The following is a 25,880-nucleotide window of genomic DNA, read 5'->3' as shown; positions in this document are numbered from 1 at the left end:
GGCATGAGCTCCCCCATCGCCTTCAGCGCGGCCGGCGCCTCCGGCGTGGCCTCGGCCGGCAAGGGCCGCTCCGCGCGCCCGAAGCTGGAGCACGCCTATCTGGAGCTGCGGACGCCGCCGTCCGGCGGCGGCCTGACGCCCGGGGCGCCGTGCGGGCGAATCGACTTCCAGTTCAACCCCAAGGAGTTGAGCCTGACGAAGGCGGCGGCGTGGAAGCGGACGCCCGCCAAGGGTGCGAAGAGCGCGGGGCCGCCGGAGTACCAGGGGCCGCAGCCGTCCAGGCTGACGGTGGAGATGTTCTTCGACGCGGGCGACACGCAGGACACCCGGGTGGTGACCTCGGTGGAGCAGTTGTTCGCGTGCTGTGTGCCGACGAGCGAGACGCGGCAGCAGCAGCGGGCGTCGCCGCCGTGGGTGGTGTTCCACTGGGGCGGGCTGACCGGATTCCCCGGGTACGTGAGCCAAGTCCAGGCGAAGTACACGCTGTTCACGACCTCCGGGGTGCCGATCCGGGCGGTCTGCCTGGTGACGATGGAGGAGATCAGCGGGGACACGCCGGGGCAGAACCCGACGTCGGGGGCGCTCGCCGCGCGCCGTACGCACCGGGTGGCGGCCGGGGACTCGCTGCCGTCGCTCGCGCAGCGCGAGTACGGCGATCCGGCGGCGTGGCGGGTGATCGCCGAGGCGAACGGCATCGACGATCCGCTCCGACTCGCCCCCGGCACGAGGCTGTTGCTGCCCGCGCCGGACGAACTCGGGCGGCTGCGCGGGGAGTCGGCCCCGGCGAACCGTCGGGGGTTGTGATGGCGGCGCCCGGGGTCGCGTCCGCGCTCGTCGTCGAGGTCGGGGGGCGGCCGCTGCCGCCGCGGCTGATGAACACCCTCGTGGAGGGGTACGTCGACGACAGCCGTAAGCTGCCGGACCTGTTCCTGCTGCGGTTCCGCGACCCGGACCGGACGCTGCTCGCGCAGGGCGGGCTCGCCGTCGGCACGGAGATCGCGCTGCTCGCCCGCGGCGGTGGCGGGACGGAACCCCGGCCGCTGCTCACCGGGGTGGTGACGGCGCTCGAACTGGAGCTGGACGATTCGGGGACGTACACGGTGGTGCGCGGGCTCGACGAGACGTACAAGCTGCTGCGCGGGGCGCGGGTGGCGGCGTACCAGAACATGACGCTCGCCGACGTCGTCGCCCGGGTCGCCCAGCGGGCCGGGCTGAAGCCGGGGACGGTGGACGTGGCCGGGCCGGTGCTCGACCACGTGGCCCAGGCCAACGTCAGCGACTGGGAGTTCGTGCGCGGGCTCGCCGAGGAGGCGGGCGCCCAGGCGTACGTACGGGACGGGATGCTGCACGTGGCGAGGCCCGCGGAGGCGGGCGGGGCGCCGGACGCGTCGGCGCGCGCGGACCGGGATCCGCTGGTCCTGGAGCGGGGGGCGAACCTGCTGCGCTGCCGGGCGTCGGTGTCGGCGGCCGAGCAGGTCTCCGAGGTGGAGGTGCGGGGCTGGGACGTGCGGGGCAAGCGGGCGCTGGTGGGCAGGGCGCCGGCCGGTGAGTCGTCGACGCTGGCGCTCGGGGTGACGGCGGCGGAGGTGACGGCGCCGCTGGGCGAGGCCCGGCACGTGGTGACGGACGGCGGGTACGGCACGCAGGAGCGGGTCGACCGGGCGGCGAAGGCGCTGGCCGAGCGGATCGCGGGCTCGTTCGCGGAGCTGGAGGCGGTCGTCCGGGGGAACCCGGAGGTGCGGGCGGGCACGGCGGTGGCGCTGAACGCGGTCGGCGCGCCCTTCGAGGGCCGGTACACGGTGACGTCGTCGCGGCACGTCTTCGACGCGCTGCGCGGGTACGAGACCTGGATCACCGTGTCGGGGCAGCAGGAGCGCTCGCTGTACGGGCTCACCGGCGGTGGCCCGGTGGCCGGGCGGGGCGCGGGCGGGCTGGTCAACGCGACGGTGACGGACACGCAGGACCCGGAGGGTTCGGGGCGGGTGAAGGTGACGTTCCCGTGGCTGTCGGACGAGTACGCGAGCGACTGGGCGCGGACCGCGCAGGCGGCCGGCACCGGCGGCGGGGAGCCGTACATCCCGGAGGTCGGGGACGAGGTGGTGGTCGGCTTCGAGCTGGGGCGCCTCGACCGGCCGTATGTGCTCGGCGGGCTCTACAACGGCCAGGACCGGCCGTCCGGGGGCGGCGCGGTGGACCCGACGTCCGGGGCGGTGGACCGGCGGGCCTTCGCCTCCAAGGGCGGGCACAGACTGGAGCTGCTGGACGCGGCGGGCGGGGCTCAGGGAGTGCGGCTGCGGACCGGCGACGGGAAGCTGACGATCGACCTCGACCAGTCGGGGACGGCCGTCACCATCGGCAGCGACGGATCGGTGCGGATCACCGCGAAGGAGAAGGTGTCGATCACGGCCTCGGGCGGGGTGAGCGTCGCCGCCGAACGCGGCGCGCTCGAACTCAGCGGCGACAGCGTGTCGGTGACGGCTCGTCAAGGAGTGAAGGTGGACGGCGGCCAGGGCGCGGTGCGGCTCGCGACCGGCGGCGCGCTCGACGTGCGGGGGTCGACGGTCACGGTGGACGGGACGCAGCGCACGGAGCTGAAGGGCGGCACGACGCTCTCCGTCAGCGCGCCCCTGGTGAAGATCAACTGATCGGGACGGAGGGAGAGCCATGGCACAGGCAGCGGCGGCCGCACGGGTCGGGGACCCGACCGCGCACCCGGGGGTGATCGGCCCTCCGGGGGTGTCGTCCGTCCTGATCGGAGGGCAGCCGGCCGCCACCGTCGGCACCGCGCACCAGTGCTCCTCCCCGGCGGCCCATCCGCCGTCGGCGCTCGCGCCTCCCGGCTCCACCACGGTGCTGATCGGGGGCCGTCCGGCGGCCCGGGTCGGCGACCTGTCCGCGTGCGGCTCGGCGGTCGTGTCGGGCTGCCCGTCCGTGCTGATCGGAGGCTGAGGGGAACCATGGGCCAGGAGTTCATCGGCGCGGGCTGGGCCTTCCCGCCGCGCACGGACGCGACCGGGTCGATCGCGCTCGTCCGGGGCGAGCGCGAGCTGGAGGAGTCGATCCGGCTGATCCTCGCGACCTCGCCCGGGGAGCGGCCGATGCGTCCCGAGTTCGGCTGCGCGATCAACGACTACGTCTTCGCGCCCGCCGACGCCGGGACGGCCGGGCAGCTCGCGTACGAGGTGCGGCTCGCGCTGGAGCGGTGGGAGCCTCGGATCGAGGTGACGGAGGTCGCGGTCCGCTTCGACGAGGTCGACAGCGGCGTGCTGTACATCGACATCGGCTACACCGTGCGCGGCGCCAACGACCCCCGGAACCTGGTGTTCCCGTTCTATGTGATCCCGGAGGAGGACCGCGCATGACGCTGCCGAGCCCGCATCTGGACGACCGGCACTTCCAGAGCCTGGTGGACGAGGCGAAACGGCTGGTGCAGCGGCGCTGCCCGGAGTGGACCGACCACAACGTGTCCGACCCGGGCGTCACCCTCATCGAGGCCTTCGCCACCATGGTCGACCAGCTCGTGTACCGGGTGAACCGGGTGCCGGAGAAGAGCTACCTCACCTTCCTCGACCTGATCGGGGTGCGGCTCCACCCGCCGACCGCCGCCGTCACCGACGTCACGTTCCGGCTGTCGGCGCCGCAGCCCGAGCCGGTGTTCGTGCGCGCCGGTACGGAGGTGGCGACGGTCCGCACCGAGACCGAGCCGGCCGTGGTCTTCGGCACCACCCGGGACCTGACGATCGTGCCGTGCGCGTACGCGGCGCTCGCGACGCTCCCGGCCGCCGGGACCGGACCGGGCACGGGTGCGCGGGCGGCAGCGGGAGCCGGGGCGGACGCGGCCGCCGTCGACCGCACCGAGGAGCTGGCGCTCCGCCGGGACGTGCCCTGCTTCTCCCCCACGCCCGCCCCCGGCGACGCCCTCTACGTCGGCCTGTCGGCGGCCGTGCCCGCCGGGGTCGTGGTGCTCCGCCTGGACTGCGACGTCCAGGGCGTGGGCGTCGACCCGCTGCGGCCGCCGCTGCTGTGGGAGGCGTGGGACGGGCGCCGCTGGACGGCCTGCGAGGTGGAGAAGGACGACACCGGCGGCTTCAACCGCTCCGGCGAGCTGATCCTGCACCTGCCGGCCGGCCACACCCCGCTGAGCATCGTGCGGCGCACCGGGGGCTGGCTGCGGTGCCGTCTCGTGGAGGCGGCACCGGACCAGCCGACGTACGTGGCGCCGCCGGTGGTGCGCGGGATCACGGCCTTCACGATCGGGGCGACCGTGGCCGCCGAGCACGCGGAGCGGATCACCGGCGAGGTGCTGGGGACGGCGGAGGGGGTGGCGGGCCAGTCCTTCGCGGTCGCCCGACCGCCCGTCGTCCCCGGGGAGTTCGCCCTGGAGGTCACCGACCCGGCCCCGGACGGGTCCGCCGACCCGTCCGAGGTGCCGTGGACGCGGGTCGACGACTTCGCCCACTCCGGCCCCGCCGACCGGCACTTCACCCTCGACGAGGGCACCGGACGCGTCGAGTTCGGTCCCGCTGTCCGCGAACAGGACGGCACCATAAGGAACTTCGGCGCCGTGCCGGGCAAGGGCGCGACCGTCCGGGTCCGCGCCTACCGCACCGGCGGCGGCGTGCGCGGCAACGTCGCCCGGGGCACCCTCCGCGTCTTGCGCGGCACCGTGCCGTACGTCGCGCGCGTGGAGAACCGCCGGCGGGCGCTCGGCGGCGTCGACGGCGAGACCGTCGACAGCGCCCGGATCCGCGGACCGCTCACCCTGCGGACGCTCCGCCGGGCCGTCGTCCCGCGCGACTACGAGCTCCTCGCCCGCGAGCAGGCGCCGGACGCGGCCCGCGTCCACTGCGTCCCCGAGGACGCCGAGGGCGGGGTACGGCTCCTGATCGTGCCGGCCGGGCGCGGCGACGACCGCGGCCGGATCGCCTTCGACGAGCTGATCCCCCCGCCGCGGACCCTCGCGCGGATCGCCGCCTACCTGGACGAGCGCCGTCCCGTCGGCGCGCGGGTCGTCGTCGAGCCGCCGTTCTACCAGGGCGTCACCTTCGTCGCGACCGTGCAGGCGAGCCGCGGCGCCGCCGCCGAGCGGGTGCGGGAGGACGCCCTCGCCGCCCTCGACGGCTACTTCAACGCGCTCACCGGCGGCCCCGAGGGCACCGGCTGGCCCTTCGGCCGCCCGGTGCAGACCGGCGAGGCGTACGCGGTCCTCCAGCGGGTGCCGGGCGTCGACCTCGTCGACGACGTGCGGCTCTACCGCGCCGACCCGGTCACCGGGCAGCGGACCGAGGTGCCCGACGGGCGGATCCCCCTCGACCGGCACGCCCTCGTCTTCTCGTACGAGCACCAGCTGCGCGTCAGGGAGGGCTGACCGCCGTGCGCACCGACGTCCCCGGGCTGCCGAGCCCGCACCCGCTGATCGAACTGCTGCCCGCCGTCTATCTGGAGCACGACTTCCTCGCCCGCTTCCTCGCCGCCCTCGACGAGGTCCTGGCGCCCGTGCTGCTCAGCCTCGACAACCTGCCCGCGCACTTCGACCCGCGCACGGCGCCCGAGGACTTCCTCGACATGCTGGCCGGCTGGGTGGCCGTGGAGCCGCGGGACGACACCCCGCGGGACCGCCGGCGCGCCGCCGTCCTCGGCGCGGTCGAACGGCACCGGACGCGCGGCACCCTCGACGGACTCGCGGAGGCGCTGCGCCTGGAGACGGACGGGGCGCCGGCCGAGATCACCGAGAGCGGCGGAACGGTCTGGTCGGCCACCCCCGGCACCCCGCTGCCCGGCACCCGACGTTCCTGGGTGACGATCCGGCTCGCGCCGCCCGACCCGGGGCGGGTCAACCGGGCGCGCCTGGAGGAGCTCATCGCGGCCGAGATCCCGGCCCACGTGGGCTTCACGCTCGACATCCTGCCGGGGGGTGCGCGGTGACCTGCCCGACCTGCGGACAGCGCAACACGCCGGGCACGCCGTTCTGCGCGTCCTGCGGGGCGTTCCTGGACTGGGACGGGGGCGACGACGGCGACACGGAGACGGGTGCGCGGCGGGGCGCGGGCACGGGGGCGGCCGCCGATGCGGCGGAGGCGCCGGCGCCCGCCGCACCTGCACCCGCCACGCCCCCGCCGGCCGCGCCCGCCCCCGCACCCGTACCCGCCCCCGTACCCCTTCCCGTACGGGCGCCCGCACCGCCACCGCCACCGCCACCCTCGGCCGAGCCGCCGGCCGTCCCGGGGCTGCGGCGGCCGGGGGCGGAGACCGGGCCGCCGGTGCCCGGGCCGCCGGCCGACGGACCGTCACCCGCGCCCGTCGAGCCGCCCTCGCCGCCACCGACGGTGGTCCGCTGCCGGGGGTGCGGCAGCGAGAACGGCGCCGGCCGCACCCTCTGCCTCCGGTGCGCGCTGCCGCTCGCCCCGGGGCCCGCGCCCCAGGCGCCGCCGCCCTGGTGGCGCCGGCTGACGCGCCGCGGCGGGCGGCCCGCGCCGCTCGCCGGGACGCGGCCGCGCCGGGCCTGGCGCAGGCCGCGGATCGTGCTGCCGCTCGTCCTGGCGCTGCTCGCCTGCGGCGTCTGGTTCGGCCTGCCGCACGCGGGGCGGCTGCTGGGGCTCGCCCGGGAGGAGACGAGTCCGCCCGAGTCGCTGCCGCCGTCCGCCGTACGGGCTTCCGCCGCGCTGAAGGACCATCCCGCGACGGCCGCCTTCGACGGGTTCACCAACCGCTACTGGGGCGTCGCCGCGCCCGGTGCCACGGTGGAGGCGGAGTTCGGGGCGCCGGGGGTGCGGGTGACGAAGCTCGTGGTGTTCGCGGGGGTGTCGGCGAAGAAGGACGAGTTCCTGACGCAGGCGCGCCCGGCGCGGATCGTGGTGGAGGTGGTGTCGGCGGACGGCGACGTCTCGACCCGCCGGATCACCCTCAAGGACCAGCCGGGCCAGCAGACCTTCGACCTGCGGGGCTCCGGGGTGACCCGGATCCGGGTGACGCCCGAGACGGCGTACGGCGCCGGGCGCGGCCGCCATCTGGCGGTGGCCGAGGTCGAGTTCTTCGGTCACCGGGGCTGACGGGCCCGGCCGTCAGCCCCGCGCGCCCCGCCGGTCGGGGGTGCTGCCCCGGACGATCCGCTCCGCCGGGAGCAGCAGCCCCTCGGACGGGGTGGCCTCGCGGTCCTCGACGACGGTGATCAGGCGGTCGACGAGGGCGTGGGCGATGGCGGGCAGCGGCAGCCGGACGCTGGTGAGGGTGGGCTGGAGGAAGGTGCACAGGGGCAGGTCGTTGAAGCCGGTGACGGCGACGTCGGTGCCGACGGCGAGGCCCGCGGCGCGGACGGCCTGGTAGGCGGTGAGGGCGAGCCAGTCGCTGGCGCAGACCAGGGCGGTCGGCCGGTCGGGCCCGGCGAGCAGCCGCTGGAGCGTACGGGAGAGGGCGGCGGGGTCGTCGTCGGGGACGCCGACCTCGAAGGCTCCGTCGGGCGCGGCGGCGCCGGCCGCCAGGAGGCCGGCGCGGCGGTCGGCCATCCAGGGCAGGGTGGCGGCGGAGTTGACGTAGCAGACGCGGCGGTGGCCCTGGGCGAGCAGGTGGCCGACGAGGTCGGCGGTGGCGGCGGCGGAGTCGATGTCGACCCAGTTCTGCGGGCGGCCGGGGGCGGTGCGGCCGAAGGCGGCGAAGGGGAAGCCGGCCTCGGCGAGGACGTCGACGCGGGGGTCGTCGTGGACGACGTCGGAGAGGACGAAGCCGTCGACCTGGCGGGCCGCGATGAGGCCGTGGAAGGACTTGGCGACGGCGCCGGCGCCCTGCTGGGGGTCGCAGCGGAAGAGCAGGACGCGGTGGCCGACGGTGTCGGCGGCGCTCACCAGGGCCTGGAGGAAGCCGCCCATGAGCGGGTTGGGGTCGGCGGGGTTGTCGGCGGGGGCGGGGTAGCCGATGACCTTGCGGGTGCCGGTGCGCAGGCTGCGGGCGGACTGGTCGGGCTGGTAGCCGAGGGCCTCGATGGCGGCGGTGACCCGGTCGAGGGTGGCGGCGCGCAGCCGGTGGGGGGCGTTGAGCGCGTTCGAGACGGTCTGGCGGGAGACTCCCGCCGTGCGGGCGACGTCTTCGATGGTCACCTGTCGAGGGGTCATCGTTCCTCTGGGGTCGGCGGGCCGCGGGCGGTGGCCGTCCGCCCGCGGCGCGCGCTCGGTCAGCCCTCGCGCGTGAGGGTGAGCAGGCCGCCGGTCGGCACGGTCACCGGGTTGGTTCCGGGGACGAGGTCGAGTTCGGTCTCGGACAGGATCTCACCCCGGCAGTCCTGGACGAGGGCGAGGGCCCGTTCCGGGCGGACGGCGGTGAGGAGGACGGTGGGGTCGGGGTCCGCGTTGGCGACGAGCAGGGTGCGCGGCCCGGGTGCCGCGCTCGGGGCGTCGTCCCGTTCGGGGAGGGCGACGGGCAGCGGCGCGTAGCGGGCGACGACGGTGGTGTGCGGGCCCGCGGCGCGGACGAGGGGGTAGCCGAGGTCGGGGCGGGCGGGTTCCAGGGCGCCGTGCTGGAGGACGTCGGCGTGGCGGCGGAAGACGTCGAGCCAGAAGCGGAGGGCGGCGAGCTGGCCCGGGGTCTGGGCGGCGAGGTCGACGGAGATCTGGGGCACCGAGAAGAGCGCGTTGACGAGGTGGACGGCGACGGCCTCGGGGGTCTCGGCGGGGTGCCACATGATCATGTCGGCGTGGACGGCGAGCGGTCCCGCGGTGAGCCGGCAGTCGACGACCCGCTGGCGGTTCTCGGCGGGGCTGAGCGGGCAGTCGACGGCGCGGACCATGGTGGCGTACGGCCAGAGGCCGGGGCCGACGTACGGCTGGCGGTGTTCGACGATGACGTCGGGCCGGGTGCGGCGCAGCCGGGCGTCGAGGTCGGCGAGGAGCCGGCGCACGGCTCCGTGGACGGTGGTGTGGTCGGCGCCGGCGGGCGGGGGCGGCGGGTCGGCGACGGCGAAGCGGTCGAGGAAGTCGAGCTTCACGCCGTCCATGCCCCACTCCTCGACGGCGCGGGCGACCGTGTCGACGAGGTGGGCGCGGACCTCGGGGTGGCGGGGGTCGAGGACGGCGGCTTCGAGGTGGGGTTCCTCGCGCAGGATCATGTCCTGGAAGCGGTCGCGGGCGGGATTGTGCCGGCCGATGAACGGCACCGCGTACCAGAGGAGGTAGGCGAGGCCGAGCCGGTGGACCTCGGCGACGTGGGCGGCGAGGTCGGGGAAGGCGGCGGTGTTGGGTTCCCAGTCGCCGCAGTGGCCGTAGCCGCGGGCGCGGTCGGTGGTCTGCCAGCCGTCGTCGACGATGACGCTCTCGCAGCCGAGGTCGGCGGCGAGGGCGGCCTGGCGTTCGACGGCGGCGGTGTCGACGTTCTGGTGCAGGCTGTACCAGGTGGAGTAGGCGGGCATCCGGGCGGCGGGCGCGACGCCGGGGTGGTGGAGGCCTTCGGCCCACCAGTCGGTGACGCCGCGGAGGGTGGCGGCGAAGTGCCGGCCGCTGAGGTCGACGCGGAGGCGGAGCGGCGGGCCGTCGGGGGTGAGGTCCTGCTCGAAGGTGAAGGCGAACTCGCCGCTCTCCTCGACCACGCCTGCCCCGATGCGCACGGGCGCGGTCGTCTCTCCGGCGGCGGCGGTGCACAGGGCCCGGTCGTGGGTGCCGACGAGGCTGGTGACGGGGGCGCCGTGGGCGAGGGAGGCGGTGCGGGGCGCGATCCAGGACGGGGGGAGCCAGCGGGAGGCGCTGGTGTCGGGGGTCCAGTGGGCGGTGGCGCCGGCGCAGGCGACGCGCCATTCGGCGCGGACGGTGACCGGCTCCGCCGCGGTGACCTCGACGAGGGCGACGGCGTCGGCGACGCGGGTGACGGTGGTCTCCCACCGCTCGCCGCCGATGCCGGTGAGGTGGAGGGTGAGCGGCTCTCCGGTGGTGGTGTCGGCGAGTCCGGTGACGAGCGGCCGGTGGACGGTGGCGCGGGCGCCGCCGTTCCCTCCTTCCCCGGTGGGCGAGTTGGGCCGCCAGGCCGGTACGGGCGGCTGCGGCGCGGCGTCCGGTGCGGTGGTCACGTCCGGTGTGGTGGTCACGGCGGTCACTCCTTGGTGGCCCCGGCCAGCAGGCCGGAGATGAACTGGCGTTGCAAGACGAGGAAGAGGGCCATCACGGGGACGGCGGAGAGGGCACTGGCGAGCAGCACCTGGGCGTAGTTGGTCGTCGACAGGCCCTGGAGGGTGGCGGTGGCCACGGGCAGCGTGTACATCTCGGGGCTGCGCAGCGCGATCAGCGGCCAGACGAACTGGTTCCAGCCGCCGAGGAAGACGAAGAGCGCGAGGGCGGCGATGACGGGCCGGTTGACGGGGATGACGATCCGCCACAGCACCCGCAGTTCGCCGGCTCCGTCGACGCGGGCCGCGTCGAGGAGCTCGTCGGGCATGGAGCGGAGGGCCTGGCGCATCAGGAAGATGCCGAAGGGGGTGACGAGGCCGGGCAGGACGACCGACTGGTAGGTGTCGATGAGGCCCATGCTCATCATCATCTGGAAGATGGGGATCAGCATGACCGTGTCGGGGATGACGAGGGTGCTGAGCAGCAGCACGAAGAAGAGGTTGCGGCCGCGGAAGTCGAACTTCGCGAAGGCGTAGCCGGCGAGCACGGACACGGTGACGGCGCCGACGGTCTGGATCCCGGCGACGACCAGGGAGTTGACGAGGACCCTGTCGAGTCCGATGGACTCCTGGAGTCCCCGGAGGTTCTCCATGAGGTGACCGCCGGGCAGCAGCTTGGGCGGCCAGGAGAAGACGTCCTTGTCGGCCTGGGTGGCGGCCATGGCGAGCCACCAGAACGGTCCCACGCAGAGGCCGAAGGCGCCGGCGAGCAGCAGGGTGAGGAGGGGGCCGCGGGCCTTCATCGGCGCTCTCCCATCAGCCGCACCTGGACGATGCCGAGGACGGAGACGATCAGCGCGAGCGCGTAGGCGAGGGCCGAGGCGTAGCCGAAGTCGAAGTAGGTGAAGCCGTTTTCGTACAGGTACATGGTGACCGTCAGGGTGGCGTTGTCGGGACCGCCGCCGGTGAGGACGTACGGCTCGTCGAAGAGCTGGAGGGTGCCGATGGTCGAGAGGACGACGGTGAGGAGGAGGATCGGCCGCAGCTGGGGAAGGGTGATGGAGAGGAAGCGGCGGACCGGTCCGGCGCCGTCGACCATCGCCGCCTCGTGGAGCTCCTTGGGGATGCCCTGGAGTCCGGCGAGGTACATGACCGCGTTGTAGCCGGTGTAGTGCCAGGTGAGGACGAGGACGATGCCGACGCGGGCCCAGAAGGGGCTGCCGAGCCAGTCGACCGGGTCGATGCCCACGAGGGAGAGGAACCAGTTCAGGAGTCCGGCGTCGCGGTTGAGGATCACCGAGAACATCACGCCGGCGGCGACCAGCCCGGTGAGCGACGGGACGAAGACGCCGAGCCGCCACAACGGACGCAGCCACACCTTGGAGGAGTCGAGCCCGAGGGCGACGAGGAGGGCGAGGCCGAGCATCAGCGGGACCTGGACGACGAGGATCTGCGCGGTGTTCTTCAGCGCCGTCCAGAACAGCGGATCGGCCAGCAGGCGGCGGTAGTTGGCGAGTCCCGCGTACCGCTGGGAGTCGCCGTTGCCGGTGGTGAGGCTGATCCAGAACGAGGCGGCGATGGGGTACGCCTTGAACACCGCGAAGCCCAGCACGGCGGGCAGGATCAGCAGGTACGGGACGGAGCCGCGGGTCAGCAGCCGGCGGCGCCCCGGTCGGGCGGCGGAGCCGGTGCGGCGGGCGGGATCGCGGAGGCGGGCGCCGGCCGTGCCGGGCGGGGCGAGGGTCATGGTCAGGCCGCCTGCTGCCGGCCGGTCTGCCGGGCGAGCTGCTCGGCGGCGGCCTGCAGCACGCCGGCCGGGTCGGCGCCCTTGAGGAGGACCTGGGTCTGCGCGTCGGCGGCGAGCTTCAGGGCGCGGCTGTAGTCGCCGGTGAAGTTCGTGGCGCTCGCACCGGAGGCGAGGGAGTCGACGAAGGAGGCGAGCACCCGCTGTCCGCCGTAGTAGGGGTGCGGCGCGCTGAACTTCGGGGCGTCGTAGGCCTTTTCGAGCGCCGGGAAGACGCCGCCCGAGGCGAACATGCGGTTGATCTCGGCCGGCTTGGTGAGCGCGTACTCCACGAACCGCCAGGCGGCCTTGCGGCGCTTGCTGGTGGCGGAGACGGTCAGGTAGGTGGAGTTGACGACCGCGCTGCGCCCGCCGCCGGGCACGGCGGCCGGCGGCTGCATCACGCGCCACTTCCCCTTCTGCTCCGGGAACTTCGTGGCCAGGTACTCGACCGCCCAGGCCGGGTACGGGACGGTGGCGAGCTTTCCCTGGCCGACGAGCCGCTTCCAGGCGCCCTGGCCCGCGGTGTCGGCGAGCAGCCCGCCGTCGTTGAGCCGCTTGATGACGGTGAGCGCCTGGACGGCGGCCGGGGAGGCGAGGGTGATCCTTCCCTCGGCGTCGAAGTAGAAGGCGCCCTGGAGCTGCATCAGGTTCTGGAAGAAGTCCATGTCCTGGGTGGTGCCGGGCTTGTCGAGCCCCAGCAGCTGCGCTCCGGTGGCGGCCCTGATCCTCGGCCCGGCGGCGATCAGCTCGTCCCAGCTGGTGAGGGAGGCGGGGTCGACGCCCGCCTTCTCGAAGAAGTCGTGGCGGTAGAAGAGGCCGAGCGGGTTCACCTCCCAGGGCAGCGCGTGCACGGCTCTGTCCTGGCCCAGGACGGTCGGCCACAGGCCCTGGACGAAGGCGTCCTCGTAGCGGTCGGCGCCGAGCCCGGAGAGGTCGGCGAGGCCCTGCGGGAACTTCTGCAGGTATCCGGGCAGGTAGTCGACCCCGATGTGCAGGACGTCCGCGAGGCCCTTGCCGCCGGAGGCCAGACCGACGGTGATCTTGTCCCAGATGGCGGGGTTGCCGAGGTCCTGGACGTCGACGGTGATGCCGGGGTTGTCGCGCTCGAAGGAGGGGACGACCCCGCGCAGCGCCTCGGCGGCGGTGGTCCAGCTCCAGACGGTGATCTTCCCGCTGTCGCCGTCGGCGCCGCCCGCGCCTCCGTCGGAGCCGCCGCTGCCGCAGGCGGCGAGGCCGAGCCCGGCGGCGGAGGCGGTGGCGAGGTGGAGGATCCGGCGGCGGCTCAGCTGGTGGGACATATCGGCTCCTGGGTCGTGGTCGTGGTGGCGGTGGTGGTGCGGGAGAGGGACCGCAGCGCCTCGGCGAGGAGACCGACGGCGGCGGGCGGGGTGAAGGCGTGCGGCGAGAGGCGGATCCACTCGCCGCGCCGGGTGGTGACGACGCCGGCGGCTTCGAGGGTCCGGTGGACGGCGGCCGGGTCGTGTCCGGGCAGCCGGAAGGCTCCGATGCCCGCGCGTTCGCCCGGCCCGAGCCCGTCGAGGAGGACCTCGGCGCCGGCGTGCCGGGCCCGGTCGAGCAGTTCGGCGAGGGTGGCGCGGATCCGTGCGCCGACGGCGGCCGGACCGCCCTGGAGGGCGAGGTCGTCGAGGGCAGCGCCGAGGGCGGCGGCGGCCGGGAAGTCCGGGTTGGTGGCGAGGTGCGCCGCCGCTCCGGGCAGGGGCGGCGCCGGATGCCGGTCCCCGAACGGCTCGGCCACACCGGCCCAGCCGCCGAGCCCGGGCGACAGCCGCGCGCCGCACCGGTCGCGGATCAGGAGCAGGGCGGCGCCCCAGCCGGCCCGCAGCCACTTCTGACCGCCGCTCACGAGGACGTCGGCGGCCTCGGCTTCGAGCGGTACGGCTCCGAGCCCCTGGATGGCGTCGACGATCAGGAGCCGCCTCGGCCCGAGGATCTCCTTGAGCGCGGCGAGCGGCGCGACGTGCCCGGTGAGCGAGTCGACGGCGCTGACGGCGAGGGCGACGACGTCGGGGGTGAGCCGGCTCCGCAGCAGGTCGGGGGTGATGTGCCGCCCCGCGTCGGAGTCGAGGAGGCGGACGTCCGGGCCGCCGCGGCCCGCGAAGCGCAGCCAGGGATAGACGTTGGCGGGGAACTCGTCACGGGGCACGAGCACGGTCCCGGGTCCGCGGAGCGCGGCGGCGACGGTGAAGAGGCCGTTGCTGGTCGACGGCGCGAGGGCGACCTCGTGCGGTCGCGCGCCGAGCAGCCCGGCAGCGGCCTCCCGCGCCGCGTCGCCCAGCGCGAACAGCCGGTCGAGATCGGCCGGCGCCATCCGCGCGGCCAGCGCGGCGGCCCCGGCCAGTGCGCGCGCGGCGGGGCGCGAGAGCGGCCCGACGCGGGCGTGGTCGAGGTATCCGACCAGTGACGATGATCCAATTTGATCGTTCAAAATTGAGCCCCCAAAAGACCAGGTTCATTTACCTCCCTGGATTTGAAGGATCACATTAGAGAGCCGAGCCACCTCCGACAAGACCCGTGACAGGGGAAGGTGACAGCAGCGGACTAGAGTGCGGTGACATGCCCGCCGGACAGCACCGCCCCCTCGTCCGCCCCGCGCGCGCCGAGGACCTGGACGCGCTCCAGGCGCTCGCGCGACGCACGATCGGCACGTGCTACCGGGGGTTCCTCGGCGACGAGGCCGTGGACTGGTTCCTCGGCAGCGGCGCCTCGGACGCCCACGTGCGGACGCACGTGGAGCGGGGCGGCACGTACCGCCTCGACCTGGACGGCCGGCTCGTGGGGGTCTCCGTCCTCGACGGCTCCACGGTCGACCTGATGATGGTCGACCCCGACCACCACCGCCGTGGCCTGGGCCGCCTCCTGCTCCGGCACGCCGAGGACACCCTCCTCGCCGTCCACCCGGTCATCCGCCTGGAGACCTTCCCGGACAACACCGCCGCGCGGTCCTTCTACGAGGCCTGCGGCTGGGTCCTCGCGGAACGCCTGGAAGGCGACGGCCCGGCGAAGCTCGTCTACACGAAGACCGCGACGAGGACCGCGCCGCACACCGCGACGAAGGCCTGACCTCCGGCGGGCCGCCGGCGGCTCAGTCCACCGCTCTGATCCGCCGCACCAGCACCGCCCCCAGCAGGCCGACGGCCGCCGCCACCGCGTACAGGGTGCGGTAGCCGCCGAGGTGGGTGACGAGCGGGGCGGCGAGGGCCGGGGCGGCGACCTGCGGGAGGGAGTTGGCGATGTTGATGACGCCGAGGTCCTTGCCTCGGTCGGCTGCCGCTGGGAGGACGTCCGTCATCAGGGCGAAGTCGACGGAGGTGAAGATCCCGAAGCCGACGCCCAGGAGGGCCGCCGCGACGAGGGCGCCGGGCCAGGTCTGCCAGCCGGCGAGCAGGCCGGTCGCCGCCGCCATCAGGACTCCGGACCACAGGACGAACGGTTTGCGCCGGCCCACGCGGTCCGACCAGACGCCGCCGACGACGACCGTGGCGAGGAGGGTCACGCCGTTGACCGCCGTCAGGACGAGGACACCCGTCTCCGGGTCCGGGAGATGGAGCCGGTCGCGCAGGTAGTAGAAGAGGTAGAGGAGGACGAGCGCGTTGCCCAGGTTGACCAGGAAGCGGGTCAGCCAGGCCCACGCCAGGTCGGGGTGGGCGCGGGGGCTCAGCCGGAAACCGGCCAGGAAGCCCCGCCAGGACCAGGCGGGCCGGTCGGCCGGGGCGAGCCTCAGGTCCGGGTGGCGCAGCACGTAGGGGGCGACGCCGAGGAGGGTGAACACCGCGCAGGCCGCGTACCCCGCGCCCACTCCCCCGGCCGCCGCCGCGAGGCCGGTGCCGGCGACGACACCGAGGAGCTGCGCGGCGCCGAGCCAGCCGCCCACCGCGCCCCGCTGGGCGCGCGGCACCCGGTCGGGGACGGCGGCGGTGACCGCGGCGAAGGCCGCGTTCAGCGTGAGCTGCACCAGGCACCACCCGAGGAACAGCGTCCCGACCGCGTCCGCCGCGCCCAGGAGCAGCAGGGCCGGCACGCCGCCCACCGTGCCGGCCACGATCCACGGCGTACGCCGCCCGTACCGCGACACGGTCCGGTCCGACAGCGCGCCGAAGAGCGGGTTCGCGGCCAGCGACACCACCGCTCCGACGCCGGTCACCCAGGCGAGCAGCGACTCCTTGGAGAGTCCGGTGCCGGGAGCGAACCGTTCGGCCTGCTGGGCGAGCAGGATCTGCAGCGGCCCGTACCAGCCGACCCAGATCGCGCCGTTGGCCAGCGACAGCGCGGCCGTCCACCCGCGCCCGACCCGCTCGGCGGGCTCCTCCAGGGCGGGCGCCGTCATCCCCGCTGCGCTCTCAGCGCGTCCCGCAGCCAGGCGTACGAGGCCTTCGGGGTGCGCTTCCCGGTGGCGTAGTCGACGTGGACGAGGCCGAACCGCTTCGTATAGCCCTCGGCCCACTCGAAGTTGTCCATGAGCGACCAGTGGAAGTAGCCGCGGACGTCGACGCCCGCCTCCACGGCCCGGTGCAGGGCCCGCAGATGGCCGTCGAGGTAGGCGATGCGGGCCTGGTCGTCGAGGCCTTCGTAGGCGCAGCCGTTCTCGGTGATCATCAGCGGGGGAAGGCGGTCGCCGTACCGTGCGCGGAAGGAGAGGAGGAGTTCGGTGAAGGCGTCGGGGACGACCGGCCAGCCGAAGTCGGTGACCGGGTAGCCCTCGATCGGCCGTACGGAGAAGGGCAGTCCGGCGGGCAGGGTGAGTCCGGAGAACTCGACGTCCTCCGCGGCGGGCGCGGCCGCCTTCGTCGGCTGGTAGAAGTTGATCCCGTACCAGTCGAGCGTGGACGCGGAGATCGTCTTCAGGTCGGCGTCCACGTCTCCGCCCGGCATGAGTTCGCCGAAGCCGTCGGGGTAGCGGCCGAGCAGCAGGGGGTCGGCGAAGAGCCGGTTGAGGAGGAGGTCGTACAGGTCGGCGGCCTCGGTGTCGGCCGGGTCGTCGGAGGCGGGCCAGGTCGGTCCGTGCGAATTGGCGATCCCGATGTCCGTGGCACCGGCGGCCCGCAGCGCGCCGGCCGCGAGGCCGTGGCCGAGGAGCTGGTGGTGGGCGACGGGCAGCGCGTCGAACAGCAGCTTCCTGCCGGGCGCGTGGGCGCCGAGCGCATGGCCGAGGAGGGTGTGCTCGGCGGGTTCGTTGAGGGTGATCCACGTGCGGACGCGGTCGCCGAGCCGTTCGGCGACGGTCGCCGTGTAGGCGGCGAAGCGGTGGGCGGTGTCCCGTTCCAGCCAGCCGCCGGCCTCCTCGACCTCCAGCGGCAGGTCCCAGTGGAAGAGGGTGGGCACCGGCCGCACGCCCTGCGCGCACAGTTCGTCGACGAGCCGGTCGTAGAAGTCGAGTCCGCCGGGGGCGAGGACGCGCGGCCAGGAGACGGAGAAGCGGTACGCGTCCACGCCCAGGTCGCGGACGAGGCCGACGTCCTCGCGGTAGCGGGCCACGTGGTCGCAGGCGGTGTCCGCGGTGGAGCCGTCCCTGATCCGCCCGGGTTCGGCGCTGAAGGCGTCCCACACCGAGGGGCGGCGTCCTGCGACGTCGCCCTCGATCTGGTGGGCGGAGGTGGAGACACCCCAGAGGAAGCCGGGCGGGAACGTCGGGAGCGGGTCCGTGGTAGCTGCCATGGCCGCGATCATCGGTACCGCTCAGTAGGAAGTCAACACCCAGGTCACAGAGGTGAATTGTCTCCGGAAATCCTCATCTTGCGACGCCGGGAGGCGCTCAGGAACGGGTGGCGGTGGCGCACCCGTCGCCTGCCGTACCCGTCCCGCCGTTCGGGTCGAGCGGTGCGGTGCGGTCGTACGGGTCGACCCGCCGGGACGCGTCGGTGGACCCCGCGTCGTCGGCGGCGGCCGTGCCGAAGGGCGGCACGAAGTAGCCCGTGGGGGCGTCGCAGCCGCCGTTGGTCATGTCGAGCGCGTACGAGACGAGGCTCATCGTGCCCGGTTCGGTGACGACCTTGTCGGGGTCGTCCCAGCTCATGACGATCTGGCGCCGCACGATCGTGCGGATGACCTCGCCGTCGCCGTCGGATGCGGCCGGGGTGACCGGGTAGACGAAGGTGACGTCCGCCGTCACCTCGACCGCGCCCCGCTTCCCCTCGCGGTAGGTGAGCCGGCCCCGCGTCTTGACGACGTCGCCGACCAGCCGGGCCTGCTCCGGCCGGAAGCGGCTGAAGAGGAGGAGCGGATCGGTGTCGGGCGTCGGCGTGCCGGCGGACAGGGCGGTACGGAGGTACTCCTTGACGTCCTCCTGGTGCGGGTTCAGCAGCGTGATCGCCCGGGTGGGCCGCGCGCCGCTCAGGACGCGGGGGTCGAGCCCTGCGGCCGCGAGGAAGTCCCGGCTCCGTCCGAGGGCCTGGGCGACCTGGGCCGCGTCCATCCAGCCGGTCGCCTTGGCGGCCGGCACCGTGATCCCGGCCGCCCCGTCGGCCCACCGGGCGGCCGGCGAACCCCGGAAGGGCTCGGCCTGGGTCGCCCGCAGGGCCGGCTCGACCCCCGGCGCCTCCTGCGGCCGTCCGGTCTCGGCGGCGAGGGACGGCGCGTCCTGCCCGCCGTCGCCGTCGAACCAGCCGGCGATCCGCTGCGGGAAGAGCGCGACGGCCAGCAGCGCGACGGCCGCGACCAGCCCGGTCGCGTACCAGCCCGTCCTGCGCCGGGGCCGGGGCGACGCGGGCGTGTACGTGCGCCACCCGCCGGCCTGGCCGGCCCCGTCCCTCAGCCGCCGCTCGGTCTCGCGGGCCCGTGCCGAAGGCTCGACGGGCGCGCTGCCCGCTCCCGCTTCCGCGTCCCGCAGGAACCGCTCCCACTCCTCGTCCGACACGGACGACCCGTCCTGCCCCCCGGCCCTGCTCACACGCACTCCCGTTCCCGCTCGCCCCGTGGTCGATGGCTCGGTACGCATGATCGCACGGGCGTCCGACAGCCGGACGGGCCGCCCGGACGGGCCGTCAGGTCCGCCCGGACGGCGGCGGAACGTCCAGGGCGCGGGCGAGGGCGGCGACGACGACGGCACGGTCATGACCGGGGACGTGGACGGCCGCCCACGCGACGGCCAGGCCGAGGAACGCGGTCAGGTCCCTCTCCACTCCCGCGAGCATGCCGCGCAGCGCCTGGGCGGGCAGCTCGATCACCGGGCTGTCGTCCCGCTCGGCGTCGACGGTGAGCCGGAGGGTGTCACCGTGCCGTTCCGCCAGCGGCGACACCGGCTCGTGCCCGAAACCGAGCGACCCGTCCCCGTCGACGAGCCGGTACCAGTCCCGCCAGTCCTCAAGCCCGTCACAGCAACCGGGGGCGAAGCCGACGCCCGTGTCGGGGTCGGTGACCCGCAGGCCTCCGGCGGCGAAGACCGTGTCGTACGACAGCAGCCCCCGCAGGAAGGTTCCGACAGCGGCGTGCGGCGGCCGGTCGTCGCCTTCGTCGCCTTCATCGGGCGGTCGGTTGCAGACGGCGAGCGCCATGACGGCCGTCCCGACCTCCGCCGGGGAGAGCCCGCCGCCCAGCGCGAGGAACCCGGACGCGTCGGCCTCGGCCACCGGCCACAGGTCGAAACCCTCGGGCACGGAGACCTCCAGGACGGCCCGCATCACGTACACCACCGCCTCCGGTCCCCCGTGTGTCCGGTGCCCGCCGCCCCCTCCGTCAGCGCGCCACGCGGTAACGGAGGTAGACGACCTGCGAGGAGCGGAAGGTGCGGGACTCGACGAGTTCGAGCTTCACCCGGCGTCCGTCCCGGGCGAAGAAGGGGGTGCCGCCGCCGAGCAGCACCGGCGAGACCCTGATCCGGTACTCGTCGATCAGGTCCGCCGCGGCGGCCTCGGCGGCGAGGGCCGCCCCGCCGAGGGCGATCTCGCCCTCCCCCGGCTCCGCCCGCAGCCGTTCGATCTCCTCCGCCAGGCTGCCGCCGGCGAGCCGGGCCCGGCCCCGCACCTCGGTCAGCGTCCGGGAGAAGACCACCTTGGGCAGCGGGTTCCACAGCTCGACCCACTCGCGCGTCGGGGGGTCGAGCGTCGGGTCCTGCTCCATGCCCTCCCAGTACAGCATCGTCTCGTACAGCCGCCGGCCGAGCAGGTGGACGCCGACCCTCCGGGTCTCCTCGATGGCGAAGCGGAAGACCTCCTCGTCCGGCTCCCCCCAGTTGATGTCGCCGTCCGCGTCCTGGATGTAGCCGTCGAGCGAGACGCCCATCGAATAGGTCACACTGCGCATCAGAAGTCCACCTCAGTCACGGGTTCGACAGCCTCTCCACACCGGGCGAGTCCATTCTGGCAGCCCGCGCCCCGCCCGCCACGCTCCCGACGCGCCCGCGCGCGCTCCCTCGGCCGAGGGCCGCTGCCCTACCGTGGACCGGGAGTCGACGCCCCGTCAGACGGCGGCGTCCGAACGGAAGGAGGGTCCGCGATGGGCACCCTGTCTCGTGGCGGCGGGTCCGGTGGGGCCGAGGTGTCCGCCGAGCCGGGTCTTCCCCGTACCGCCAACGCGATCGCGGCGGCGCTGGCGCCGGGGCGCAAGGGGCCGTTCCTGGAGGAGCTGCTGGCCGCGGAGGCCGGGGAGGCGCAGTTGGCCGTGATGGACCGGTGGCATCTGCGGGCCGTCGCCGACACGCGGCGCAGCGACGCGGACCGCGCGCAGGCGGGAGCGCTGCGGGTCGGCGACGGGGGCGGGGTGCGGGTCCGGCCCCTGGACGACGTCCTGGCCTCGCTGAGCGGGGCCTGGTGAACCACGGTCTGAGCGAGCAGGCGGCCGCCGTGCTCGCCGCCATGTCCGCCGAGGCACCCGAGACCTTCTCCGCGACCGTACGGACCCTCACGGCCATCACCGCCGCGCACGAGCGCGGCACCGTGCCGCCCGGGGCCGGCCCCATCGACGAGTGGGGCGACGTCTTCGACGTCGACGTCCCCGGCCGGCCCGTGCTCGTCGAGTGGTTCGCCGGGGACCCCGAGTCGGTGACGTTCACCCGCATCACCTGGCTGGAGGCCACCCCCCGGGGGTGACCACCCGCCCCCTCGTCAGCCGCCGCGTTTCGCCGTCGCCTTCCGCTTCGCCTTGCGCTCGGCCTCCTTGCGCCGCTCGATCGTGTAGGGGGACCAGTCGCCGCGGTGCCGGTCGCAGCGGGAGGCCCCGATCATGGCCAGCCGCCGGCACCTGGTGTTCTTCTCCGTCAGCGCTCCGCACCTGGACTGCGTCGTCGCCACGCTTTCCCCTCCCTGGTGGTGACCTTCGGACGGCGTCAGCCTTCCAGGAGCGGCGGGCTCCGGGGAGGCGCACGCGGAAGCACGGCTCGCTCCCGCCGGGCACGGCGGGGCGCACGTCCGGCGGGCCTCGGGGTCCCCCGCCGTATCGTGCGCGTATCGAAAACCGCATACGCCGCCGCAACCGCCCTCCCTGTTCGATGGGCGTCATGTACAGCGACTCGCGCCGGATCGTCCGCCTCTGCCTCGCCGCCCTCGCCGCCCTGCTGGTGGCGGGCGGCCTGTTCGTCGTGCGGGGGCCGCTCCTGATGAGCGCGCCGATGTGTCTGTCCGGGCAGTGGCAGCGGTGCCTCGGGACGTTCAACGGGGTCGTGCTGATGACGCTGCTCGCGCTGCCGCCCGCGGTCCTGGTGGCGTGGGGGCTCGCGTGGCGACGGCGCGCGGCGGGCGTCGCGTCAGCGTGGCGGCTGTCGCTGGCCGAGGTGGGCATGGTGCACGGGACGCTGCCGTTCCTGTGGATGACGCTGATACCGGGCGGCGGGGCCGGGGTCGTACCGCCCCGGGTGAGCCTGGTGCCGCTGCGGGACCTGGCCGTGATGGGGTCGCTCGGGATCGTCGGGAACCTGCTGGTCTTCGCGTCGCTCGGGTTCTTCGCGCCGGTCCGGTTCGCCGCCGTGGCGACCCTGCCGCGGGTCCTGGCGCTGGGCGCGGGCTGCTCGGTGCTGGTGGAGACCGCCCAGTACGTGCTGCGCCTCGACCGGGTGTCGTCCGTGGACGACGTCCTGCTCAACGCCGCCGGAGCCGTCCTGGCCGGACTGGCGTCCCGTCGCTGGTGGCGTACGCGCACGGGGGCGGGGGCGGGGGCGGGGGCGGGGGCGCCCGTGGGCGCGGCCTCGCTCGCGGCCGGGACCGGCCGGGTTGCTTAGGCTTCGGGCATGCGCGTACTGATCGTGGAGGACGAGCCGTATCTCGCCGAGGCCGTCCGGGACGGGCTCCGCCTGGAGGCGATCGCCGCCGACGTCGCGGGCGACGGGGACGCCGCCCTGGAGCTGCTCCGGCTCCACTCCTACGACCTCGCGGTCCTCGACCGCGACATCCCGGGACCGTCCGGCGACGAGGTCGCGCGGCGCATCGTGGCCTCCGGCAGCGGCATCCCGATCCTGATGCTGACGGCGGCGGACCGGATCGACGACAAGGAGTCCGGCTTCGCCCTCGGGGCCGACGACTACCTCACCAAGCCGTTCGAGCTGCGGGAGCTCGTGATGCGGCTGCGCGCGCTGGACCGCAGGCGCGGGCACGCCCGGCCGCCGGTCCGTGAGCTCGGCGGGCTGCGGGTGGATCCGTTCCGCCGGGAGGTCTTCCGCGACGGACGGTACGTGGCGCTCACCCGCAAGCAGTTCGCGGTCCTGGAGGTCCTCGTCGCCGCCGAGGGCGGGGTCGTCGGCGCCGAGGAGCTGCTGGCCCGTGCCTGGGACGAGAACGCCGACCCGTTCACCAACGCCGTGCGCATCACGGTCTCGGCGCTGCGCAAACGGCTCGGCGAGCCGTGGGTCATCGCGACCGTGCCGGGCGTCGGGTACCGCATCGACACCGGCGCCGGCCAGGGCGAGCCCGGGGACGGCGAAGGCGGTGGCCCGCGTGGATAGGCGTCCGGGGCTCAGCGTCCGGCTGAAGCTGACGCTCAGCTACGCCGGGTTCCTCGCCGTCGCCGGTGCGCTGCTGCTGGCCGTGGTGTGGGTGTACCTCCTGCGGTACGTACCCGACAAGGACCAGGGGCTGCTCGGGGTCTCGCCCAACCGCTACCTCCTGGTGCGGACCTTCTTCCCCGCGGCGGCCGTGGCGCTGGGGTTCCTGCTGGTGTTCGGGCTCGTCGGGGGCTGGTTCCTGGCCGGCCGGATGCTCGCGCCGCTCGACCGGATCGCGGCCGCGACGCGGGCGGCGGGCAGCGGTTCGCTCTCGCACCGGATCCGGATGGAGGGGCGGCAGGACGAGTTCCGGGAGCTCGCCGACGCCTTCGACACGATGCTCGGGCGACTGGAGTCGCACGTCGAGGCGCAGCGGCGGTTCGCCGCGAACGCCTCGCACGAGCTGCGCACGCCGCTCGCCGTCTCGCAGGCGCTCCTCGACGTCGCCCGCGAGGACCCCACGCGGGACCGCGACGAGCTGATCGAACGCCTCGGGGTCGTCAACCGGCGGGCGATCGACCTCACGGAGGCCCTTCTGCTGCTGAGCCGCAGCGACCGCGGGGGCTTCGCCCGCGAGCCCGTCGACCTCTCGCTCGTCGCGGAGGAGGCCGCCGAGACGCTGCTGCCGCTCGCCGAACAGCGCGGGATCACGCTCGACGTCACGGGCGGCGCGACGCGGGGCGGCGGTTCGCCGGAGCTCCTGCTGCGGATGATGACGAACCTCGTCCAGAACGCCATCGTTCACAATCTGCCCGTGGGCGGCACGGTGACCGTCCACACGGAGGCGCGGGACGGCGCGGGCCTCGTCCGGGTCGAGAACACGGGGCCCGTGCTCCCGGCGGAGCTCGTACCGACCCTGACCGAGCCCTTCCGGCGCGGCACGGACCGCGTCCGTACCGACGAACACGCCGGTGTCGGGCTCGGCCTGGCGCTGGTGCGGAGCGTCGTCCGCGCGCACGACGGCACCCTGGACCTCGTGGCCCGCCCGGACGGCGGCCTCGTGGTCACGGTCCTGCTCCCGGACCGGCCCCCGGCGGCGTAGCCGCACGGCGGGGCCGGACCGGAGGGGATCAGGAGCCGGTGGTGCCGTCGAGCATCTCCCGCAGGATGTCCAGGTGGCCGTTGTGACGGGCCGTCTCCTCGGTGAGGTGGAGGAGGATCCAGCGCAGGTCGACGTGGAGGCCGTTGCGGACGGGGCGGGCGGCCTTGGTGTCCAGGCCGTGCGCGGCGGCCAGTTCGCGGTAGCGGGCGGTGTGCGCGGCGTACTCGTCGAGCAGCTGGCGGAGCGGGAAGTCGACCGCGACGCGCATCTCGCGGTCGGGGTCCTCCTCGGTCCAGGGGCCCTCGTCCTCCTCGCCCAGGAAGACCACCTGGAACCAGTAGTACTCGACCCAGCGCAGGTGGTTGATCAGTCCGCTCATGGTCATGAGCGGCGAGTGCGGAAGGAGCGCCTTGCGGGCGTTCTCCTCGGAGACTCCCTCGCACTTGGCGACGGCGGTGTCCCGCGCGTAGTCGAGGAACGTGGTGAGCTGGGTGCGCTCGTCCCACGCGGGCGGTGTGTCATCGATTCTGGTCATCGGGCGCAGCATTTCCGATGCTCGTGGCCGCTGTCGACGCGTTTTCGCCGGCCAGGCGGGCCGACGCGCCCCCGGCGAGGGTGAAGGAAGGAGGGAAGGGAACGGAGGGAGGAGGCGTACGCCGTCAGTACGCGCCGACGGACCAGAAGACGCCCACCTCGTCGGCGCTCACCGCGATCAGCCCCAGGTCTTCGAGGAGGTCCAGGCCGCCGACGTACGCGCTGGTGACGAAGGGGTGGGACCGGGTGCCCGCGAGGCCCGCCGCGACGAAGTCGGAGCCCCCGTCGGCGGCGGTCGCGTTGGTCCAGTACCCGGCGTCGGGACCGTACCGGTCGAGCAGGGTGCGGGCGTCCGCCAGGAGGGCGTCGCGGTCGGGGCGGGTGCGGAGCGGGGCGGACTCCCCCTGCCATTCCTCGGCCATGACGGCGAGCGCGCCGACCGCCGCGTCCGCGTCCACCGGGCGCAGACGGGCGGGGAAGCCGGACGCGGGCGGAGGGTCGAAGGGGTACGCGGGGAGGGTGTGGCGGGCGTCGCCGGCGCGGTCGCCGTCCAGCCGGATCCAGCCGCGCGGGTCGCGTACCGACCGGTACATCACGGCCCGGACGTCGTGCGCCCAGTCGTCGTGGCGCCGCGGGCCGGTCGCGACGAAGGTGTAGGTGTCGTCGAGCAGCCGCAGCGCGGCGGCGTTCCACGCGGAGCGCCGGCTCCGGAACTCCCGCAGCAGCGTGCCCGCGTGGAGGGCGGAGTCACCGGTCGGGCCGGGCGGCAGCGCCCGGAGCCGTTCGCGTACCCACCCGGCGAGCGCCTCCTCCCCCGCCCGGCGCTCCGGCACCCGCGGAGCCGGCTCGACGGCGCCGTCGCAGCGCGCCTCCAGGTAGGCGTCCAGCGCGTCGAGCACCGTCTCGTCGGGAGGGAGGGCCATCGCCCGAGGCCTCAGGAGGTCTCGGGGTCCCGGGACAGGCCCCAGGTCTGGAGGGCGAAGGGACGGCCCTTCTCCTCGCCCTCGATCAGCGGGACGTCGAGGAGGGTGAAGCCCGTCCTGGTGGCCACGGCGACGCTGGCGGCGTTCTCGGCCTCCAGCTCCAGGACCACCCGCTCCAGGCCGAGCTGCTCGAAGGCGTACGCGGCCATGATCCGCACCGCGCGCCCCGCGAGGCCCTGGCCGCGATGGGCGGGGCCCACGGCGTAGCCGAGCTCCGCGCCGTCCGGGAGGCGCCGCAGCATCACCTCACCGAGCGGCGCGCCGCCGTCGACGGTGATCGCGAGCAGGATCGTCCGGCCCTCCGACCGCAGCTTCCGGGCCGTCTCCACGCGCGCGGCGGCGGCCTGCCCGTCGAAGGGGGAGACGATCGGCGTCCAGTACGCGACGTCGGGGTCCTCGAAGAGGTCCGGCATCGCGGACACGTCCGCCTCCGTCCAGTCGCGCAGGACGAGCCCTTCTCCCGACAGCTCGATCCGAGCGGGGAACGGTGGGACGGCGCTGCTCATGCGGGGTTCCTTCCTGGCCACGGG

The 25,880-nt window shown here is 74.8% G+C and carries 28 protein-coding genes; 13 read left to right on the top strand and 15 right to left on the bottom strand.

Annotated features, from left to right (window positions below; translation table 11 throughout):
* Nucleotides 1-3 precede the first annotated feature (3 nt).
* Genes ABZ621_RS01500 through ABZ621_RS01470 form a run of 7 tightly spaced genes read left to right on the top strand, consistent with a single transcriptional unit; the run spans nt 4 to nt 7,049 of the window.
* The gene (locus tag ABZ621_RS01500; protein ID WP_360599494.1) at nt 4-804 is read left to right on the top strand and encodes a LysM peptidoglycan-binding domain-containing protein; all 801 of its coding nucleotides are present in this window, start codon (nt 4-6) and stop codon (nt 802-804) included.
* Nucleotides 804-2,645: a VgrG-related protein gene (locus ABZ621_RS01495; protein ID WP_360599492.1), complete on the top strand. Its 1,842-nt coding sequence runs from the start codon at nt 804-806 to the stop codon at nt 2,643-2,645. The genes ABZ621_RS01500 and ABZ621_RS01495 overlap by 1 nt, the downstream gene beginning before the upstream one ends.
* 19 nt (nt 2,646-2,664) lie before the next feature.
* The gene (locus ABZ621_RS01490; protein ID WP_360599490.1) at nt 2,665-2,949 is read left to right on the top strand and encodes a PAAR domain-containing protein; all 285 of its coding nucleotides are present in this window, start codon (nt 2,665-2,667) and stop codon (nt 2,947-2,949) included.
* Between the two features lie 8 nt (nt 2,950-2,957).
* Nucleotides 2,958-3,362, top strand: coding sequence for a GPW/gp25 family protein (locus ABZ621_RS01485; RefSeq protein WP_360599488.1), 405 nt, complete (start codon nt 2,958-2,960; stop codon nt 3,360-3,362).
* A complete protein-coding gene (locus ABZ621_RS01480; RefSeq protein WP_360599486.1) occupies nt 3,359-5,368 on the top strand; it encodes a putative baseplate assembly protein in 2,010 nt (669 codons plus the stop codon). Before ABZ621_RS01485 ends, ABZ621_RS01480 begins: the two co-directional genes overlap by 4 nt.
* 5 nt (nt 5,369-5,373) lie before the next feature.
* Nucleotides 5,374-5,925, top strand: coding sequence for a phage tail protein (locus tag ABZ621_RS01475; RefSeq protein WP_360599484.1), 552 nt, complete (start codon nt 5,374-5,376; stop codon nt 5,923-5,925).
* Nucleotides 5,922-7,049: a hypothetical protein gene (locus ABZ621_RS01470; RefSeq protein WP_360599482.1), complete on the top strand. Its 1,128-nt coding sequence runs from the start codon at nt 5,922-5,924 to the stop codon at nt 7,047-7,049. Before ABZ621_RS01475 ends, ABZ621_RS01470 begins: the two co-directional genes overlap by 4 nt.
* A 12-nt stretch (nt 7,050-7,061) precedes the next feature.
* Here ABZ621_RS01470 and ABZ621_RS01465 read toward each other — a convergent pair whose 3' ends face one another.
* Genes ABZ621_RS01465 through ABZ621_RS01440 form a run of 6 tightly spaced genes read right to left on the bottom strand, consistent with a single transcriptional unit; the run spans nt 7,062 to nt 14,313 of the window.
* The gene (locus tag ABZ621_RS01465) at nt 7,062-8,105 is read right to left on the bottom strand and encodes a LacI family DNA-binding transcriptional regulator (protein WP_360599481.1); all 1,044 of its coding nucleotides are present in this window, start codon (nt 8,103-8,105) and stop codon (nt 7,062-7,064) included.
* A 59-nt stretch (nt 8,106-8,164) separates the two neighbouring features.
* On the bottom strand, nt 8,165-10,063 hold the full coding sequence (locus ABZ621_RS01460; RefSeq protein WP_360599479.1) for a glycoside hydrolase family 36 protein: 1,899 nt from the start codon (nt 10,061-10,063) through the stop codon (nt 8,165-8,167).
* 5 nt (nt 10,064-10,068) lie between these two features.
* A complete protein-coding gene (locus ABZ621_RS01455; RefSeq protein ID WP_360599477.1) occupies nt 10,069-10,884 on the bottom strand; it encodes a carbohydrate ABC transporter permease in 816 nt (271 codons plus the stop codon).
* Nucleotides 10,881-11,828, bottom strand: coding sequence for a sugar ABC transporter permease (locus ABZ621_RS01450; protein WP_360599475.1), 948 nt, complete (start codon nt 11,826-11,828; stop codon nt 10,881-10,883). Before ABZ621_RS01450 ends, ABZ621_RS01455 begins: the two co-directional genes overlap by 4 nt.
* A 2-nt stretch (nt 11,829-11,830) precedes the next feature.
* The gene (locus ABZ621_RS01445) at nt 11,831-13,165 is read right to left on the bottom strand and encodes an extracellular solute-binding protein (RefSeq protein ID WP_360599473.1); all 1,335 of its coding nucleotides are present in this window, start codon (nt 13,163-13,165) and stop codon (nt 11,831-11,833) included.
* Complete coding sequence (locus ABZ621_RS01440) at nt 13,150-14,313, bottom strand: aminotransferase class V-fold PLP-dependent enzyme (protein WP_360599471.1); 1,164 nt, start codon at nt 14,311-14,313, stop codon at nt 13,150-13,152. Before ABZ621_RS01440 ends, ABZ621_RS01445 begins: the two co-directional genes overlap by 16 nt.
* Before the next feature lie 128 nt (nt 14,314-14,441).
* Between ABZ621_RS01440 and ABZ621_RS01435 the strand changes: the two genes are divergently transcribed.
* Entirely contained in the window at nt 14,442-14,948 is a 507-nt protein-coding gene (locus ABZ621_RS01435; protein ID WP_360599469.1) for a GNAT family N-acetyltransferase, read from the top strand.
* Between the two features lie 22 nt (nt 14,949-14,970).
* On the opposite strand, the gene ABZ621_RS01430 is transcribed toward ABZ621_RS01435, so the two are convergent.
* The 5 genes from ABZ621_RS01430 to ABZ621_RS01410 form a co-directional block, all read right to left on the bottom strand.
* Nucleotides 14,971-16,212 (bottom strand): MFS transporter, encoded by a 1,242-nt coding sequence (locus tag ABZ621_RS01430; RefSeq protein WP_360599467.1) that lies wholly within the window; start codon nt 16,210-16,212, stop codon nt 14,971-14,973.
* Complete coding sequence (locus tag ABZ621_RS01425; protein WP_360599465.1) at nt 16,209-17,552, bottom strand: GH1 family beta-glucosidase; 1,344 nt, start codon at nt 17,550-17,552, stop codon at nt 16,209-16,211. Before ABZ621_RS01425 ends, ABZ621_RS01430 begins: the two co-directional genes overlap by 4 nt.
* A gap of 85 nt (nt 17,553-17,637) precedes the next feature.
* Nucleotides 17,638-18,738, bottom strand: a complete 1,101-nt coding sequence (locus ABZ621_RS01420; protein WP_360599464.1) for a hypothetical protein — start codon at nt 18,736-18,738, stop codon at nt 17,638-17,640.
* Between the two features lie 127 nt (nt 18,739-18,865).
* Entirely contained in the window at nt 18,866-19,513 is a 648-nt protein-coding gene (locus tag ABZ621_RS01415) for a hypothetical protein (RefSeq protein ID WP_360599462.1), read from the bottom strand.
* Between the two features lie 43 nt (nt 19,514-19,556).
* Nucleotides 19,557-20,123 carry a dihydrofolate reductase family protein gene (locus tag ABZ621_RS01410; protein WP_360599460.1) on the bottom strand — a complete coding sequence of 189 codons (567 nt, stop codon included), beginning with the start codon at nt 20,121-20,123 and terminating at the stop codon, nt 19,557-19,559.
* Nucleotides 20,124-20,315: 192 nt separating this feature from the next.
* On the opposite strand from ABZ621_RS01410, the gene ABZ621_RS01405 reads away from it, so the two are divergent.
* Nucleotides 20,316-20,633 (top strand): hypothetical protein, encoded by a 318-nt coding sequence (locus ABZ621_RS01405; RefSeq protein ID WP_360599458.1) that lies wholly within the window; start codon nt 20,316-20,318, stop codon nt 20,631-20,633.
* The gene (locus tag ABZ621_RS01400; protein WP_360599456.1) at nt 20,630-20,908 is read left to right on the top strand and encodes a hypothetical protein; all 279 of its coding nucleotides are present in this window, start codon (nt 20,630-20,632) and stop codon (nt 20,906-20,908) included. Before ABZ621_RS01405 ends, ABZ621_RS01400 begins: the two co-directional genes overlap by 4 nt.
* A 15-nt stretch (nt 20,909-20,923) precedes the next feature.
* Here ABZ621_RS01400 and ABZ621_RS01395 read toward each other — a convergent pair whose 3' ends face one another.
* Entirely contained in the window at nt 20,924-21,109 is a 186-nt protein-coding gene (locus tag ABZ621_RS01395) for a hypothetical protein (protein WP_169090625.1), read from the bottom strand.
* Nucleotides 21,110-21,315: 206 nt separating this feature from the next.
* Between ABZ621_RS01395 and ABZ621_RS01390 the strand changes: the two genes are divergently transcribed.
* The 3 genes from ABZ621_RS01390 to ABZ621_RS01380 are packed head-to-tail and all read left to right on the top strand — an operon-like array spanning nt 21,316 to nt 23,833.
* Complete coding sequence (locus tag ABZ621_RS01390) at nt 21,316-22,032, top strand: VanZ family protein (RefSeq protein WP_360599454.1); 717 nt, start codon at nt 21,316-21,318, stop codon at nt 22,030-22,032.
* Nucleotides 22,033-22,041: 9 nt separating this feature from the next.
* Nucleotides 22,042-22,752, top strand: a complete 711-nt coding sequence (locus ABZ621_RS01385) for a response regulator transcription factor (RefSeq protein WP_360599452.1) — start codon at nt 22,042-22,044, stop codon at nt 22,750-22,752.
* Nucleotides 22,745-23,833: a HAMP domain-containing sensor histidine kinase gene (locus ABZ621_RS01380; RefSeq protein WP_360599450.1), complete on the top strand. Its 1,089-nt coding sequence runs from the start codon at nt 22,745-22,747 to the stop codon at nt 23,831-23,833. The genes ABZ621_RS01385 and ABZ621_RS01380 overlap by 8 nt, the downstream gene beginning before the upstream one ends.
* Before the next feature lie 28 nt (nt 23,834-23,861).
* Here the strand turns inward: ABZ621_RS01380 and ABZ621_RS01375 are convergent, their stop codons facing one another.
* The 3 genes from ABZ621_RS01375 to ABZ621_RS01365 all read right to left on the bottom strand — a co-directional run bounded on the left by ABZ621_RS01375 (nt 23,862) and on the right by ABZ621_RS01365 (nt 25,856).
* The gene (locus ABZ621_RS01375; protein WP_360599449.1) at nt 23,862-24,368 is read right to left on the bottom strand and encodes a DinB family protein; all 507 of its coding nucleotides are present in this window, start codon (nt 24,366-24,368) and stop codon (nt 23,862-23,864) included.
* A gap of 124 nt (nt 24,369-24,492) precedes the next feature.
* Complete coding sequence (locus tag ABZ621_RS01370) at nt 24,493-25,290, bottom strand: hypothetical protein (RefSeq protein WP_360599447.1); 798 nt, start codon at nt 25,288-25,290, stop codon at nt 24,493-24,495.
* A gap of 11 nt (nt 25,291-25,301) precedes the next feature.
* On the bottom strand, nt 25,302-25,856 hold the full coding sequence (locus ABZ621_RS01365; protein ID WP_360599445.1) for a GNAT family N-acetyltransferase: 555 nt from the start codon (nt 25,854-25,856) through the stop codon (nt 25,302-25,304).
* Nucleotides 25,857-25,880 lie beyond the last annotated feature (24 nt).

Source organism: Streptomyces sp. NPDC007863, assembly GCF_040633895.1.
Lineage (GTDB): Bacteria > Actinomycetota > Actinomycetes > Streptomycetales > Streptomycetaceae > Streptomyces.
Note: the sequence above shows the minus strand (reverse complement) of the source record. Positions and strands in the feature narration are given on the sequence as shown.

What these genes read in the sequence shown, in the direction of transcription:
- ABZ621_RS01390 (WP_360599454.1), top strand. Translation starts at nt 21,316, where the DNA reads ATGTACAGCGACTCGCGCCGGATCGTCCGCCTCTGCCTCGCCGCCCTC.
- ABZ621_RS01405 (WP_360599458.1), top strand. Translation starts at nt 20,316, where the DNA reads ATGGGCACCCTGTCTCGTGGCGGCGGGTCCGGTGGGGCCGAGGTGTCC.
- ABZ621_RS01500 (WP_360599494.1), top strand. Translation starts at nt 4, where the DNA reads ATGAGCTCCCCCATCGCCTTCAGCGCGGCCGGCGCCTCCGGCGTGGCC.
- ABZ621_RS01485 (WP_360599488.1), top strand. Translation starts at nt 2,958, where the DNA reads ATGGGCCAGGAGTTCATCGGCGCGGGCTGGGCCTTCCCGCCGCGCACG.
- ABZ621_RS01465 (WP_360599481.1), bottom strand. Translation starts at nt 8,105, where the DNA reads ATGACCCCTCGACAGGTGACCATCGAAGACGTCGCCCGCACGGCGGGA.
- ABZ621_RS01410 (WP_360599460.1), bottom strand. Translation starts at nt 20,123, where the DNA reads ATGCGCAGTGTGACCTATTCGATGGGCGTCTCGCTCGACGGCTACATC.
- ABZ621_RS01455 (WP_360599477.1), bottom strand. Translation starts at nt 10,884, where the DNA reads ATGAAGGCCCGCGGCCCCCTCCTCACCCTGCTGCTCGCCGGCGCCTTC.
- ABZ621_RS01385 (WP_360599452.1), top strand. Translation starts at nt 22,042, where the DNA reads ATGCGCGTACTGATCGTGGAGGACGAGCCGTATCTCGCCGAGGCCGTC.
- ABZ621_RS01480 (WP_360599486.1), top strand. Translation starts at nt 3,359, where the DNA reads ATGACGCTGCCGAGCCCGCATCTGGACGACCGGCACTTCCAGAGCCTG.
- ABZ621_RS01425 (WP_360599465.1), bottom strand. Translation starts at nt 17,552, where the DNA reads ATGATCGCGGCCATGGCAGCTACCACGGACCCGCTCCCGACGTTCCCG.
- ABZ621_RS01375 (WP_360599449.1), bottom strand. Translation starts at nt 24,368, where the DNA reads ATGACCAGAATCGATGACACACCGCCCGCGTGGGACGAGCGCACCCAG.
- ABZ621_RS01430 (WP_360599467.1), bottom strand. Translation starts at nt 16,212, where the DNA reads ATGACGGCGCCCGCCCTGGAGGAGCCCGCCGAGCGGGTCGGGCGCGGG.
- ABZ621_RS01365 (WP_360599445.1), bottom strand. Translation starts at nt 25,856, where the DNA reads ATGAGCAGCGCCGTCCCACCGTTCCCCGCTCGGATCGAGCTGTCGGGA.
- ABZ621_RS01450 (WP_360599475.1), bottom strand. Translation starts at nt 11,828, where the DNA reads ATGACCCTCGCCCCGCCCGGCACGGCCGGCGCCCGCCTCCGCGATCCC.
- ABZ621_RS01495 (WP_360599492.1), top strand. Translation starts at nt 804, where the DNA reads ATGGCGGCGCCCGGGGTCGCGTCCGCGCTCGTCGTCGAGGTCGGGGGG.
- ABZ621_RS01445 (WP_360599473.1), bottom strand. Translation starts at nt 13,165, where the DNA reads ATGTCCCACCAGCTGAGCCGCCGCCGGATCCTCCACCTCGCCACCGCC.
- ABZ621_RS01435 (WP_360599469.1), top strand. Translation starts at nt 14,442, where the DNA reads ATGCCCGCCGGACAGCACCGCCCCCTCGTCCGCCCCGCGCGCGCCGAG.
- ABZ621_RS01370 (WP_360599447.1), bottom strand. Translation starts at nt 25,290, where the DNA reads ATGGCCCTCCCTCCCGACGAGACGGTGCTCGACGCGCTGGACGCCTAC.
- ABZ621_RS01490 (WP_360599490.1), top strand. Translation starts at nt 2,665, where the DNA reads ATGGCACAGGCAGCGGCGGCCGCACGGGTCGGGGACCCGACCGCGCAC.